This window comes from Cellulosimicrobium sp. RS (genome assembly GCF_046159675.1).
In the GTDB taxonomy this organism is placed as follows: Bacteria; Actinomycetota; Actinomycetes; order Actinomycetales; family Cellulomonadaceae; genus Cellulosimicrobium; species Cellulosimicrobium funkei.
In genome coordinates, this window is sequence record NZ_JBJXVU010000003.1 from 222,181 (window position 1) to 235,102 (window position 12,922).

The following is a 12,922-nucleotide window of genomic DNA, read 5'->3' on the forward strand; positions in this document are numbered from 1 at the left end:
GTAGAGCCCCGGTGGCGCGAGGTAGAGGTGTGGTGGCCCGCCGCGGGCGACCACGCCTCTACCTCGGCGGACCAGGGCTCTACCTCGGCGGCCGGGAGGTGTCGGGCCTCAGCGCGCGACCGGTTCAGGGGCGCCCGCGCGCGCCACCGCGCGCAGCTCGTCGAGCACCGCCCGGGCGGGCGGCGTCGAGGCGGCGGCGTCGCGCACGACGGCGTAGACCGACCGGACGGGCGCGGGCCGCACGACCGGGACCGCGACGAGGCCGGGCGGCAGGTGCACCGCGCCGAGCCGCGGCAGCACCGTGATGCCGATGCCCGCGCCGACGAACGCGACCGCCGTCGGGTAGTCGTGGGCCTCGACGTGGAACGGCGGGCAGAACCCCGCCGCGGTGCACGCCTCGACGAGGTTGCGGCGGCACCACCCGCGCGCGAAGTCGTTGTCGACCCAGCGCTCCGTCGCGAGCGCGGCGATCTCCACCTCGGGCTGCCCGGCGAGCGGGTGGTCGGCGGGGAGGACGGCGACGTACGGGTCGTCGAGCAGGTGGTGCGCCCGGAACCCGGTGCCGGGGACGAAGGCGGGCGACGCGACGGCGACCTGCACGTCGGCGCGGGCGTCGGGGTCGTCGGGGATCGCCTCGCCGAGGGCGAGGTCGAGCCGGACCCCGGGGAACTCGGTCGTGAGCCGTCGGACGACGCGCGGCAGCCACGCGGAGCCCGCGGAGGCGAAGTACATGAGCGACAGGGTCCCGGTCCGCGCGGCGCGCAGGTCCGCGACGACGGCCTCGACCTCGCCGAGCCGGGCGAGCACGCGGTCGGCCTGCGCGGCGAGCTCGAGCCCGGCGGCCGTCGGCCGCACGCCTCGCCCGGCGCGCTCGAGGAGCGCGAGCCCGGTCTCGCGCTGGAGCGCGGCCACGTGCTGGCTCACCGCCGACGGCGTGTACCCGAGGTTGGCGGCGGCGGCCTGGACCGAGCCGCTCGCGACGACGGAGCGGAAGATCCGGAGACGATGCACGTCCAGCATCCCCTCACGCTACAGCCGTACTGCATCGAACGGTAGGAACACGTGCTGGTGCTGAACGGTGCGGCGGGGCGACGATCGACCCGTGACCGCACCCGAGACCTCGACGACGACACCCGTCGGCTCCGCCCGGCCCGGCCTGCCCTCCGCCCGCGGACCGGCGCGTCGCGCCGGGTTGCCCGTCGTCCTCGCGGTGGCCGTGACCGTCGTGCTGTGGGCGTCGGCGTTCATCGGCGTGCGCGCCGCCGGGCACGACTACGCGCCCGGGTCGCTCGCCCTGGGCCGCCAGCTCGCGGGCAGCCTCGGGCTCACCGCCGTCGTCGCCGTGCGGTGGCTCCGCAGCGGGCACCGGCCCGTGCTGCCCCGCGGCCGCGTGCTCGCGGGCGTCCTCGCGTGGGGCGTCGGCTGGTTCAGCCTCTACAACCTCGCGCTCAACGCGGCCGAGCAGCACCTCGACGCCGGCACGACGGCGCTCCTCGTCAACGTCGCGCCCGTCCTCGTCGCGGTGCTCGCGGGCCTCCTGCTCGGCGAGGGCTTCCCGCGGCGCCTGCTCGTCGGCATGGCCTCGGCGTTCGCCGGGGTCGCGGTCATCGCGGCCGCGACGTCCTCGGGCGAGCGCGACGTCGTCGGCGTGGCGCTCGGGCTCACCGCCGCCGTCCTCTACGCCGCGGGTGCGACGTCGCAGAAGCGCCTCCTCGCGCACGTCGACGCCCTGACGATGACGTGGGTCGGGTGCCTCGCGGGCACGGTCGCGCTCCTGCCGTTCGCCCCGGCGCTCGCGGCCGACGCCGCCGCGGCGCCGCCGTCGTCGACGTGGGCGGTCGTGCTGCTCGGGCTCGGCCCGACGGCCGTCGCGTTCACGACGTGGGGCTACGCGCTCTCGCGGCTCAGCGCGGGCCGGGCCGCGGCGACGACGTATCTCGTCCCGCCGCTCGTGGTGGTGCTCTCCTGGCTCGTGCTCGCGGAGGTCCCGGCGCCGGTCACCTTCGCGGGCGGCGCGCTGTGCCTCGCCGGGGTCGCGGTCGCGACCCTCCCAGGGCGGCGGGTCGCCCCGGTGCCCGCGGTGCCGGCCGCGCGAGCCTGACCCGCTCCGGCCGGTCCGACCCGGTCCGACGTACCCTGCCCGCCCGGTGCGACACGCTCCGACCCGGCCCCGCCGCGGGCTCAGCCCATGCGGTCGAGGTCGGCCTCACGCACCTCGTGGACGAGCGGCTCGCCCGCGCGGAAGCGCTCCAGCTCGTCGACGACGATCGCGCCCTGCGCGAGCCGGCCCTGCACCGTCGCGGCGGCGTGGTGCGGCGTGAGGAGCACGTTCCGCAGGCGGCGCAGCGGGTGGTCCTCGGGCAGCGGCTCGGCGTCGTAGACGTCGAGCGCGGCGCTGATCCGCCCGCTCGCGAGCTCGAGGACGAGCGCGTCCTCGTCCGTGAGCCACGACCGTGCGGTGTTGACGAGCCCGGCGTGGTCGGGCAGGAGCGCGAGCTCGCGCGCGCCGAGCAGGTGGTGGGTCTCGGGCAGCACGGGTGCGTGCAGCATCGTCACGCGGCTCGTCGCGAGCAGCTCGTCGAGCCCGACGAGGGTCGCGCCGAGCGCGGCGCCGTCGGCGGGGGAGAGGGTCGGGTCGGCGACCACGACCTCCGCGCCGAGCGCGCGCAGCATCGCGATCGCCGCGCGCCCGGTGCGCGACGCCCCGACGACGCCGACGCGCGTGCCCGCGATCTCGTACCGCGGGGGTGCGGCCTCCGCGTCGGCCCACGGGACGCCGTCGTGCAGGGCGTTGTGGAACGCGGGGACCTGGTGGAGCAGCGCGAGCGCGAACGTCACCGAGACCTCGGCCACCGGGCGTGCCATCGCCTGGCCCGCCTGCGTCACGCGGACCCCGCGCTCCCACAGCGCGGGCGTGACGAACGGCTTGACGGAGGCGCCCGTGTGCGCGACGAGCCGTAGCCCGGGGAGCCGGTCCAGGAGGTCCGCGTCCAGGGGCGGCGTGCCCCACGAGATGACGAGCGCGTCGACCCGCTCGCGCGCCGCGGGGCTCAGCCGGTCGAGCGCGGCGCCGAGCGCGCGCGGGTCGTCGACGACGTCGAACGGTCCCGCGCCGGCCAGGCGCTCCCACACGTCCGGGGCGAACAGCTCGGTGCGCAGCCACGGCGCGACCGCGACGACCGCGCGCGCGGCCCCGGCACCCGGGCCGGGCCCCGCGACGGTCTCCGGGCCGGGCGCGCCGGTCACCGCAGCCAGTCCTCGAGGTGCTCCGCGACGAGCGCGTCGTCCGCGGCCACGAGCCACGGGTACGACGCCGTCACGCGCGTCAGCTCGTCGGCCTGCCCGGGGGAGAGGGTCTCGTCCGGGTCGAGGCACCAGATGCCGTCGACCAGGCCCTGGCGGCGCAGCACCTCGTGCACGCCCGCGATGACGCCCGCGAAGTCGTGCGCCGCGTCGAAGACGGCCGCGTTCGCGTCGGTGAGCCCGGCCGCGCGCGCGGTGAGGGTCGCGAGGGCGGCGGCGTCGGGCACGGTGGCCCCGCCGTCGGGACCGATGCCGTGCGCGGCGTGCGCGAGGGCCAGCGTCTCGACGGCGCCCCGGGTCCAGACCGCCCACTGCCCGAGCAGGCCGCCCACGAACCGCGCCGTGAAGGTCGAGGCGCGGCCCTCGGCGTCGGTCACCGGGACGTCGAGGCGCTGCGTGAGGTCGGCGACGATCGCGTCGTCGTTGCCCGTGTACAGCGCGATCTCGTCGCCGCGACCCGAGGCGGCGACGCCGCGCAGCACGTCGATCGTCCGGTAGCGGTGGAACGGCGCGGCCTTGATCGCGACGACCGCCTCGATCGACGCGTACTCGCGCCAGAAGCCGACGGACAGGCGCGGGCCGCCGATCGCCTCCTGGAGGTAGAACCCGATGACGGGCAGCACCTCGCCGACGGCGCGGGCGCGGTCGAGCAGCACGCGCTCGACCTCCTCGCGCGAGCCGGCGAGACCGGGCACGCGCGGCGCGAGCAGCACCGCGTCGTAGCCGAGCGATGCCGCGAGCTCCGCCTCCGCGACGGCCTGCCGCACGTCGCCGGCCGCGCCCGCGACCTGGACGAGCGGGCGGGGCCCGGTGTGCAGCGAGCCCGCGGGCGCGTCGCCCGCGGCCGTCGCGCGCGACACCTCGGCCGCGAGCTCGAGCACGGGCCGCAGGAGCCCGTGCTCGCGGATCTCGAACTGCGTCGTGTGGACCCCGACGGCGACGCCGCCCGCGCCCGCCGCGTGGTAGTACCGCGTGAGCGCGCGCTGGCGGCGCTCGTCGAGGCGGCGGTCCGCGTCGAGCGCGAGGGGCTGGGCCGGGATGACGGTCCCCGCGCGCAGGAGCGCGGCGACGTCGTCGGCGAGGCGCGGGGTGGCCGACGCCGCGGCGGGGGTGGTGGGGGCCGTCATCAGAACGCCCCGTCGCGCACGGCGAACTTCGTCGGCTTGCCGCTCGTCGGCAGCCCGGCCGCGAGCCACTGCGCCTGCCAGTCCACGAGCGTGCGCAGCGGCACCTGCGGGTAGCCGAACAGCTCGTGGCAGCGCGTCGCGTCGTTGAGCAGCGCCGTCGGGGCGGGCTCGCCCGTGAACGACACCTCGCGGTCGAGGCCGCGGCCGAGGAGCTCCGCGAGGCGCCGCACCGACGCCGTCTCCGGTCCGGTGAGGTTGATCGCCGTCGCGGGCGACGACGCGAGCGCGAGCGAGCGCAGCGCGACCTCGTTCGCGTATCCCTGCCACACGACGTTGACGTGCCCGGTGGTGAGGTCGACGGGCTCGCCCGCGAGGATCGGCGACGCGACGTCGAACAGGACGCCGTAGCGCAGGTCGACGGCGTAGTTGAGGCGGATCGTCACGACCTTCGTGCCGCGCGAGAGCGCGGCGTGCTGGAGCACGCGCTCGCGGCCGAGGCAGCTCATCGCGTACTCGCCGACCGGCCCGACGGGGTGCTCCTCGGAGCACCCGCCCGACTCGACGGGCACGAGCGGGTAGACGTTCCCGGTGGAGAACGCGGCGATGGTCGAGTCGGCGTAGCGGCGCGCGACGTCGTGCACGAGGGCCGCGTTCGCGGCCCACGCGAGCGACGGCGCGGACGACGTGCCGAACTTGGCGCCCACCATGTAGACGACGTCGGCGCCGTCGGGCAGGGCCGCGAGGTCCGCGTCCGGCGCGAGCAGGTCGGCCGCGACGACGTTCACCCCGGCGTCGCGGAGGCGGTCGGCCTGCTCGGGGTCGGACCACCGCGAGACGGCGTGCACGGCGTCGCCCGTGCGCCCGGCCGCGTCGAGCGCCCGGCGGGCGAGGACGGTGAGGCTCGGGCCCATCTTGCCGCCCGCGCCGAGGATGACGAGGTCGCCCGAGCGGGCGGCCAGGTCCTCCACGAGGGCGGGCGACGGCGTCGTGAGCAGCTCCTCGAGCTCCGCGACGGACGTCGGGGCCTTGAGGGCGGTGGTGCTGGTCTGCGTGGTCATGTGGTGAGTCATCCCTTGATGCCGGACGAGGTGACGCCCTCGACGAAGAAGCGCTGGGCCACGAGGTACGAGGCGAAGATCGGAACGAACGAGATGGTGGCGCCCGCGAGCACCATGTTGAGCGGCACGTCCTGCTGCTGGAGCGAGGCGATGCCGACGGTCAGCGTCCAGTGGTCGGTGCCCTGGCCGATGATGAGCGGCCACAGGAAGTCGTTCCAGTGCCACAGGAAGACGAACGTGCCGAGCGTCGCGAGGATCGGCTTGCACAGCGGCAGCACGATGCGCAGGAAGATGCGCCACTCCGAGGCGCCGTCGAGCTTCGCGGCCTCGAACAGCTCGTCGGGCAGGTCGAGGATGAACTGCCGCATGAGGAACACGGCCTGCGCGTTCGCGAGCGTCGGCAGGATCAGGCCCCAGTACGTGTCGAGCCCGCCCGCCTGCGCGATGAGGATGAACGTCGGGATGAGCGTCACGTGGTACGGGACCATGACCATCGCGAGGAACGACCAGAACATCGCCTCGCGCCCGGGGAACTTCTTCTTCGCGAACGCGTAGCCGGCCATCGACGCGAGCAGCAGCACCGCGACGACGGAGACGACGGAGTACACGAGCGTGTTGACGAGCCAGGTGCCGATGTTGCCCGCGCCGAGCACGCGGCCGTAGGCCTCGGTCGTGAGGTTCGTCGGCAGGAGCGACGCGGGAAAGTCGATCGCGGCGGCCGGCTTCAGCGACAGCACGACCATCGCGTAGAACGGGAAGATCGTCACGACGGCGGCGAGCGAGAGCACGACGTAGCGCAGCACCTTGCCGCGCAGCGACAGGTCGCTCGCGCCCTTGCGGCCGCGCCGGCGGCGGGTCGCGGTGGGGCGCACGGGCATCGCGGCGCCCTCGAGCACCCGCCCGGTGGTGGTGGGGTCGACGGCGGTCACTTGTCCCTCCCGATGGCGTAGCGCTGGATCAGGGCGACGACCAGCGTGACGACGAACAGCGCGACGCCGAGCGCGCTCGCGTAGCCGAGGTCGAAGTACTTGAAGCCCTGGTCGTAGATGTAGAAGACGAGGTTGTAGCTCGCCCGGGCGGGCCCGCCCGCCGTCATCACGTAGACGAGGTCGAAGATCTGGAACGACGCCGTCGTCTCGATGACGGCGAGGAAGAACAGGGTCGGCTTGAGCTGCGGCGCGATGATGAACCAGAACCGCTTCCACGGCCCGGCCCCGTCGATCGCGGCCGCCTCCTCGAGCTCGCGCGGCAGGTCCTGCATGCGCGCGAGGAGGATGAGCATCCCGTAGCCGAAGCGCGACCAGATCGCGACCATCGCGAGCGCGGGCAGCACGAGCAGCGTGTCGCCCAGCCAGGAGTCGGTCGAGAACCCGAGCGCCCCCATGAGCTTCGACCACGGGCCGTTCGTGGAGAACACCCACGTGAACACGGTCGCCGCGAGCACGAGGCTCGTGACCACGGGCAGGAAGAACACCGAGCGGTAGAAGCCGGAGCCGCGGAACGAGCGGCGCACCATGAGCGCCATGAACGTCGAGATCGCGAGCGACACGGGGACGATGAGCACGCTCAGCACGACCGTGACGCGCAGCGCCGACCAGAAGATCGGGTCGTCGACCATGCGCCGGAAGTTCTCGACGCCCGTCCACTCGGCGCCGACGCCGATGGTGTAGTCGAAGAAGCTCAGCGCGACGCCGGCGATCGCCGGGCCGAAGCGGAACAGCAGGAACAGCAGGAACGCGGGGAGGGCGAACAGCAGGCCGATCCTCGCCTCACGGCGCTCCAGGACGCGGCGGGTCGTGCCGCGCGGGGGCTTCGGCGCCGGGCGCCGGTCGGCCCCGTCGGCGGTCAGCCCGTCCGAGGTGGGGGCGGTCGCGGTCATGGGTTCTCCTCTCGTACCGCGAGGTACCGCGGCGCGGGCAGCAGGGGGACGGCTGCCCGCGCCGCGGCGTCGGTCAGCCGAGCAGCGGGTTCGCCGCCGCGGCCGCGTCCTTCAGCGCCTGCTCGGGCGTCTTCTCGCCGATGAGCGCGGCCTGGAGCTCCGGGGCGAGCACGCCCATGACCTCACGGGACTTCTCGTTGACCTCGCCGGCCGTCGTGTACTGGAGCGTCTCCTCGAGCGCGGACAGCACCGGGTCGTCGGCGTAGAGGCCCGACTCGCTCTCGTACGGCGAGAACCAGCCGGCGGCCTTGGCGTACTCGGCGCTCACCTCGGGCGAGGTCGCGAACGCGGCCCACTTGCCCGCGGCGTCGAGGCTGTCGGCCGTCTTGAGCACGGACAGCGAGCCGACGGTGCCGAACGCGACCGCCTCCGCCTCCTTGAGCGGCGGCAGGACGACGACGTTCTCCTCGCCCCAGAAGCCCGCGACGTCCGCCGGGCCCTGCTGCCAGGTGCACGCGATCTTGCCCTTGGCGGTGTTCGTCTGCTCGAACGCGGGGATGGTCGTCAGCAGGTCCTTCTCGATGTACCCGCCCTCGGCGAGGTCGACCGCGAACTGCAGCGCCTCGACGCCCTCGGGGGAGTCGAACGCGACCGACGAGCCGTCCTCGGAGAAGACGGACCCGCCTGCCTGCCACAGCAGCGGGTAGAAGGACTCGTTGAGCGTCGCGTCGACCGAGCCCCAGTAGTTGGTGACGTCGTAGCCGGCGGCCTGGAACGTCGGCGCGAGCGCCATGAGGTCGTCCCACGTCTCGGGGTAGTTCCCCGCCTCGCCGACGGCCTCGAACGCCGCGGCGTTGCACACGAGCGGCTTGCTGTTCATGATCAGCGGCGAGCCGAGCATCGCGCCGTCGACCGTGACGGCCTTCGACGCGTTCTCGCGCAGGTCGCCCACCTGGTCCGTGACGTAGTTGTCCACGGCGGCGAGGGACTTGCCGTACTTCGGGATCTGGTCCGGGATGAGGTAGACGACGTCGGGGCCCTTGTTGCCCGCGATCGCGGTCGCGAGCGTCTCGTCGCGGCCGGCCCACGGGTAGATCTCGACCTTGACGTCGACGTCGGGGTTCTCCTCCTGGAACGCGGCGACCTGCTCGTCCCAGAAGGCCTTGTGGGCGGCCTCGTCGGCGATGACGGGGTAGGTCCACATGGTGACGGAGCCGGACGCGGCGCCGTCCTCGGGCGTGGGGGTGGAGCTGCCGGCGCCGGCACCGCCGGCGCAGGCGCTCAGCGCGCCGAGCGTGCCGACCGCGAGCGCGGCGGTCCAGAGGCGCTTCGTCGTGCGCAGGGTCATCGACGTGTCTCCTTGGTGAGGTCCCGCCCGGGTGGGCGGGTGGGGATGGGGGTGCTGCTGGGCGGTGTGGTGCTGTGGTGGTGCGGTCGTCGGGCCCGGCGCGTCAGCGCGCCGGGACGTCGACGACGGTGCGCCGGTGGCGCGACTCCTCGGCCGCGAACACGGCGAGGTGGCTCTGCAGGGACTCGACGGCGCCTGACCGGACGTGGCTCGGGTCCCCCGTCGCGACGGCGCGCACGAACGCGTCCATCACCCCCGAGTCGCCGCCGCCGTGGTCGTCGGCGGCGTTCGTGGCGCCGTGGTGGCCGCCGTCGTGCACGGTGACGCTGCCGTCGCGGAAGTCGGTCACGCGGACCTTCTCCCCGTCGCCGTCGAGGCACCCGTGGGTGCCGAAGATCTGGGTCTTGCGGTGGTCCTGCTCGGAGAACGCGGTCATGGTGAACGTCGCCGCGCCGCCGCCCTCGAGCTCCATGGCGACGACCTGGTGGTCGACGACGTCGTTGTCCGAGGCGTAGACGCAGCGGCCGTAGTCGGTCGTGCGCAGCGCCTCGACGACGCCCGCCTCGTCGGTCGCGTCCGTGATGACGGAGACCGGCCAGATCGGGCCCTTCTCGCGCAGCGTCGACAGGTACAGGCGCGGGGCCGAGTACGGGCACGTCGGCTCGAGCGGGCAGTCCAGGCAGCGGTCCGCCGCGCCCGCGGGCCGCTCCTCGGGCCGGAAGTGCTTCAGGGAGCCGAAGCTCGCGACCGTCGTGATCCGCTTGCCCGTGACGTAGCGGATCCAGTCGAGGTCGTGGCTCGACTTCGCGAGGAGCATCGGGCTCGACGTCTTCTCCGAGCGCCACGGGCCGCGCACGTAGGAGTGGGCGTCGTGCCACCAGCCGACGGGCTCGAGGTGCTGGACGTTGACGATCTCGCCCAGGACGCCCGAGTCGACGACGGACTTCACGAGGTCCGTGTACGGCATGTAGCGCATGACGTGGCAGACGCCGAAGAGCACGCCCGACGCCTCGACCGCGTCGACGACGTCCCGGCACTCCTCCGGGCTCGGCGCGAGCGGCTTCTCGACGAGGATCGCGTACCCCTGCGGCGCGAGCGCGACGACGGGGTCGCGGTGCTCGCGGTCCTGCGTCGCGACGATCACCATGTCCGCGACCCGGCCCGTGCCCCCCGCGGCCCGGTCGGCGTCGCCCGCGGCGACGAGGTCCTGCCAGCCGGCGAACTCTGCGACCTGCGGGAGCGCAGCGCCCAGGCCGACGGCGGGCGCGGACGTGTCGGCGGCGAGCGCGGCAGCGGTGGTGGCGGCGGGCGTGACGGCCGGGTCGGCGGGGCCGCCGACCTGAGCCGCGGCGGCCTGGGCCGCGACGGCCTGGTCGACGACGAGCCCGCGCTGGTGCGCCCGAGGGTCGGCGACGGCGACCAGACGGGCGCGCTCCGGGTGCTCGGCGATCCAGCGCGCGTACGTCTGTCCGCGGTTCCCGGCGCCGACGAGGGCGACGGTGACAGGCTGGGGGGTGGGGGTCACGTGTGCGGTCCTTGCTCCGTTGCGATGGTCCTGCGGGGCGGGGGTCTCCCGCCCCTGGCAGGCCTCGTTTGCTATTTGCTATAGCAAGCCTGCCATGCCGATGTTACGCCAGATCGGCGCTCGTGTTAACTCGCGCACGACGCGATGCGGAGTTGTGACCTTTCGTGCCGGTCGTCGAGGGGTGCCCTGGTGCGCCCGTGGTGGTCGGCCTGGCACGGGGTCGGGGAGGCGGCTGCGGGTCTACCATCCGCGCTGCTCGTTCCTCGCGGCGCTCCCGCCAGGCCCGCCACGACCCGCACTCACCACCCCCGGCCCCTTCGTCGTCTCACCTCGCGCGAGGGAGCGCCGGCCTGCTCCGCGCTCCTCGTCGTCCGGCGACGAGGAGCGCGGAGGAGAGGCCGGGTGCTGCCGACCCTCGGGTCAGACGACGAGGTTGCCCGTCGTGACGACGCGGTCGCCGTCGTCGGGGAACGCCGTGCGGGTGACGCCCTGCTCGACGTTGCCGCTGTGGAGGACGGACGAGTCGCCGCCCAGGGCGGACGGTGCGAGCGCCAGGGTCCCGCCCGCGAAGGTCGAGCCCGTGGCGGACCAGCTGTTGATACCGGCGTCGAGGTTCACGTGCCCAGTGTCGCCCGACGGCGCGGTGCTCCGGACGCCGTCCAGCGCCCAGGTGACCGGCTTGTCCGCCTTCGCCCGGCGCAGGAAGCTCCCGCCCGCGGGCTTTCCCTCGAGCCGGGCGCCGCCGTCGAGCCGGACGGTCTGCTCGGCCGCGCCCGCCGCGACGACCGCGACGTTGCGGAGGACGCCGCCGCGCACCGTGAGGTCGCCGCTCACCGTCACCGTGCCCTCGCCCTCGGCGGCCTCGAGCGTGCACGTGTCCAGCACGACGGGACCCTTCCCGGCGAACGACGCGTTCTTCAGCCCGTTCAGGGTCGTGCGTACGAGGTGCACCGGGTTCGTGACATTCGCCTGGGTGATCGCGGTGTCCGGCAGGACCGCGAAGCGCGACCCCTCGATGACGTTGGGCCGCTTCGACAGCGCCGAGGCCTGGGAGATGATCAGGGTGTCGTCGGCCTGGCAGCCGCGGAGCTGCACGCCGTCGGCGTTGACCCACAGCATCCCCGAGCCCGCGAGGCCGTCCTTGCGGATGACCTGCACGTCCTCGAGCGTGAGGTCGGTGACCTTGACGCGCGCGACGAACCACGAGCACACGTGCCGCGTCACGGTGATGCGCTTGGCCGCGCCGCCCCAGGCCGCGCCCGAGTTGGCGAACGTCATGAGCCCCGAGTTCCCCACGTACGTGAGGTCGTGCTCGTACTGGCCGTGCGTGACGAACGGGCCCTGGTCGTCGCCGTCGCCGTGGCAGTTCTCCACGAGCCCGTACGACGACGCGGTCCAGTCGTTGAGGTGCCGGGCGTTGGTCGTGTGGCAGTCCACGACGTGCCCGTAGTTGCAGTAGATCTGCTGCGTCAGGTAGCCCGCGCCGCCCCACGTGACCGACGCCGGGTTGGTCAGCGAGCAGCCCGCCGTGCGGAAGAACGTGCTCCAGCGGCGCATGACGAGCGGCCAGAACGTCGCGACGCCGTGCACGTTCTCCACGTCGCAGCGCACCGCGTACTCGTAGGCGATCGGGTGCGAGCCGGTGTACTGGTCGCCGTCGGGCCGGCCGCGGAACGCGAGGTTGCGCACGTGCACCTGCTCGACGGGCTCCACGCGCGTCCACGTGAGCGTGCGGCCCTTCGCCAGCGACCAGCCCGCCTTGTAGTTGACGCGCACGCGGGTGGCGTCGACGATCTGCGTGATCTGGACGAGGCGCTGCAGCTCGCGCTCCCACCGGCCGGCGAGCGCGTTGACCTCGACCGCGTACCACTGGCCCACCTCGAACTGCGAGGAGTCCGCGACCTCGTAGTCGTCGCGCAGCTCCGGCATCGTCGCCGTGAGGGTGTTCTTCCGGACGTCGTCCGTGACCTTCCCGCGGAAGAACAGCACGGCCGCGAAGGGGTCGTCCTGCCCGGCGTCCTCGATGCCCTCGGTCGTCATGAGGTGGTTGCCGAAGTCGAGCTCGAGGTTCGAGCGCGTGAACGTGTGGCGCCGCGTGAAGTTGAGGTCCGTGTGCGCCTCGATGCGGGTGACGCTCGGGTCGTTCACGAGGGCGTCGAGCGCGTCGTCGGCGGGGGTGTCGGGGCCGAAGAGGCCGAACCAGCGGAAGTCGCCGGTGCCGGTGTGCAGGGTGTGCCAGCGGCCCTTGGCTCCTGCGTCGGTCGGGGCGAGGACGGTGCCACCGTTGGCGGCGGCGGTGGACCTCGCGTCGTAGCGCAGGAGCCGGGCGGCGCCGTCGCCGGGGGTCGCGTGGCCGAGGAGCTGGGCGACGGTGCCGTCGTCGAGCTTCTTGGCCTTCCAGCCCGTGAGCTCGGCGACGGTGGCGGCGACGAGCACCTCGGCGTCGGGCTTGTCGTCCTTCTTCGCCGCGAGCGGCGCGCCGACGAGGGGCGCCGCGTGGGCGCTGCCGCTGCCGAGGGCGACGGCGCCCGCGGCGAGGGAGGCGATGCCGGCGACGCGCAGCAGGTGGCGCCGCGAGGGCGGCTGGGCGGCCTCGCCCGGCGCGGCCGTCGTCGGCCCGGTCGTGGTCTCGAGGGTCATGGGGGTGTCCTTTCGTCGGCCCGGCGCGACGGCGCGGGTGTC

10 protein-coding genes are annotated in these 12,922 nt (G+C 74.3%); 1 reads left to right on the forward strand and 9 read right to left on the reverse strand.

All coding sequences use genetic code 11. From position 1 onward, the window contains the following. Positions 1–108: 108 nt before the first annotated feature. Positions 109–1,020, reverse strand: coding sequence for a LysR family transcriptional regulator (locus ACI769_RS06610; RefSeq protein WP_409141384.1), 912 nt, complete (start codon positions 1,018–1,020; stop codon positions 109–111). A gap of 82 nt (positions 1,021–1,102) precedes the next feature. Between ACI769_RS06610 and ACI769_RS06615 the strand changes: the two genes are divergently transcribed. Further along, positions 1,103–2,101, forward strand: coding sequence for a DMT family transporter (locus tag ACI769_RS06615; RefSeq protein WP_409141385.1), 999 nt, complete (start codon positions 1,103–1,105; stop codon positions 2,099–2,101). An 80-nt stretch (positions 2,102–2,181) separates the two neighbouring features. On the opposite strand, the gene ACI769_RS06620 is transcribed toward ACI769_RS06615, so the two are convergent. The 8 genes from ACI769_RS06620 to ACI769_RS06655 form a co-directional block, all read right to left on the reverse strand. Beyond that, complete coding sequence (locus ACI769_RS06620; protein ID WP_409141386.1) at positions 2,182–3,246, reverse strand: hydroxyacid dehydrogenase; 1,065 nt, start codon at positions 3,244–3,246, stop codon at positions 2,182–2,184. After that, on the reverse strand, positions 3,243–4,430 hold the full coding sequence (locus ACI769_RS06625) for a dihydrodipicolinate synthase family protein (RefSeq protein ID WP_409141387.1): 1,188 nt from the start codon (positions 4,428–4,430) through the stop codon (positions 3,243–3,245). The genes ACI769_RS06620 and ACI769_RS06625 overlap by 4 nt, the downstream gene beginning before the upstream one ends. Next, complete coding sequence (locus ACI769_RS06630; protein ID WP_034652423.1) at positions 4,430–5,488, reverse strand: NAD(P)-dependent oxidoreductase; 1,059 nt, start codon at positions 5,486–5,488, stop codon at positions 4,430–4,432. Before ACI769_RS06630 ends, ACI769_RS06625 begins: the two co-directional genes overlap by 1 nt. Positions 5,489–5,496: 8 nt before the next feature. Next, complete coding sequence (locus ACI769_RS06635; RefSeq protein ID WP_232422954.1) at positions 5,497–6,417, reverse strand: carbohydrate ABC transporter permease; 921 nt, start codon at positions 6,415–6,417, stop codon at positions 5,497–5,499. After that, the gene (locus ACI769_RS06640) at positions 6,414–7,367 is read right to left on the reverse strand and encodes a carbohydrate ABC transporter permease (protein WP_083385437.1); all 954 of its coding nucleotides are present in this window, start codon (positions 7,365–7,367) and stop codon (positions 6,414–6,416) included. Before ACI769_RS06640 ends, ACI769_RS06635 begins: the two co-directional genes overlap by 4 nt. 73 nt (positions 7,368–7,440) lie before the next feature. Next, positions 7,441–8,715 carry a sugar ABC transporter substrate-binding protein gene (locus tag ACI769_RS06645; protein ID WP_034652420.1) on the reverse strand — a complete coding sequence of 425 codons (1,275 nt, stop codon included), beginning with the start codon at positions 8,713–8,715 and terminating at the stop codon, positions 7,441–7,443. A 103-nt stretch (positions 8,716–8,818) separates the two neighbouring features. Next, entirely contained in the window at positions 8,819–10,240 is a 1,422-nt protein-coding gene (locus ACI769_RS06650) for a Gfo/Idh/MocA family protein (RefSeq protein ID WP_034652417.1), read from the reverse strand. 420 nt (positions 10,241–10,660) lie between these two features. Then, positions 10,661–12,880 carry a peptidase C14 gene (locus tag ACI769_RS06655; RefSeq protein WP_255437984.1) on the reverse strand — a complete coding sequence of 740 codons (2,220 nt, stop codon included), beginning with the start codon at positions 12,878–12,880 and terminating at the stop codon, positions 10,661–10,663. Positions 12,881–12,922: the final 42 nt, after the last annotated feature.

Coding starts and splice junctions, on each gene's coding strand:
- ACI769_RS06610 (WP_409141384.1), bottom strand. CDS start 1,020: ATGCTGGACGTGCATCGTCTCCGGATCTTCCGCTCCGTCGTCGCGAGC.
- ACI769_RS06625 (WP_409141387.1), bottom strand. CDS start 4,430: ATGACGGCCCCCACCACCCCCGCCGCGGCGTCGGCCACCCCGCGCCTC.
- ACI769_RS06630 (WP_034652423.1), bottom strand. CDS start 5,488: ATGACCACGCAGACCAGCACCACCGCCCTCAAGGCCCCGACGTCCGTC.
- ACI769_RS06640 (WP_083385437.1), bottom strand. CDS start 7,367: ATGACCGCGACCGCCCCCACCTCGGACGGGCTGACCGCCGACGGGGCC.
- ACI769_RS06645 (WP_034652420.1), bottom strand. CDS start 8,715: ATGACCCTGCGCACGACGAAGCGCCTCTGGACCGCCGCGCTCGCGGTC.
- ACI769_RS06655 (WP_255437984.1), bottom strand. CDS start 12,880: ATGACCCTCGAGACCACGACCGGGCCGACGACGGCCGCGCCGGGCGAG.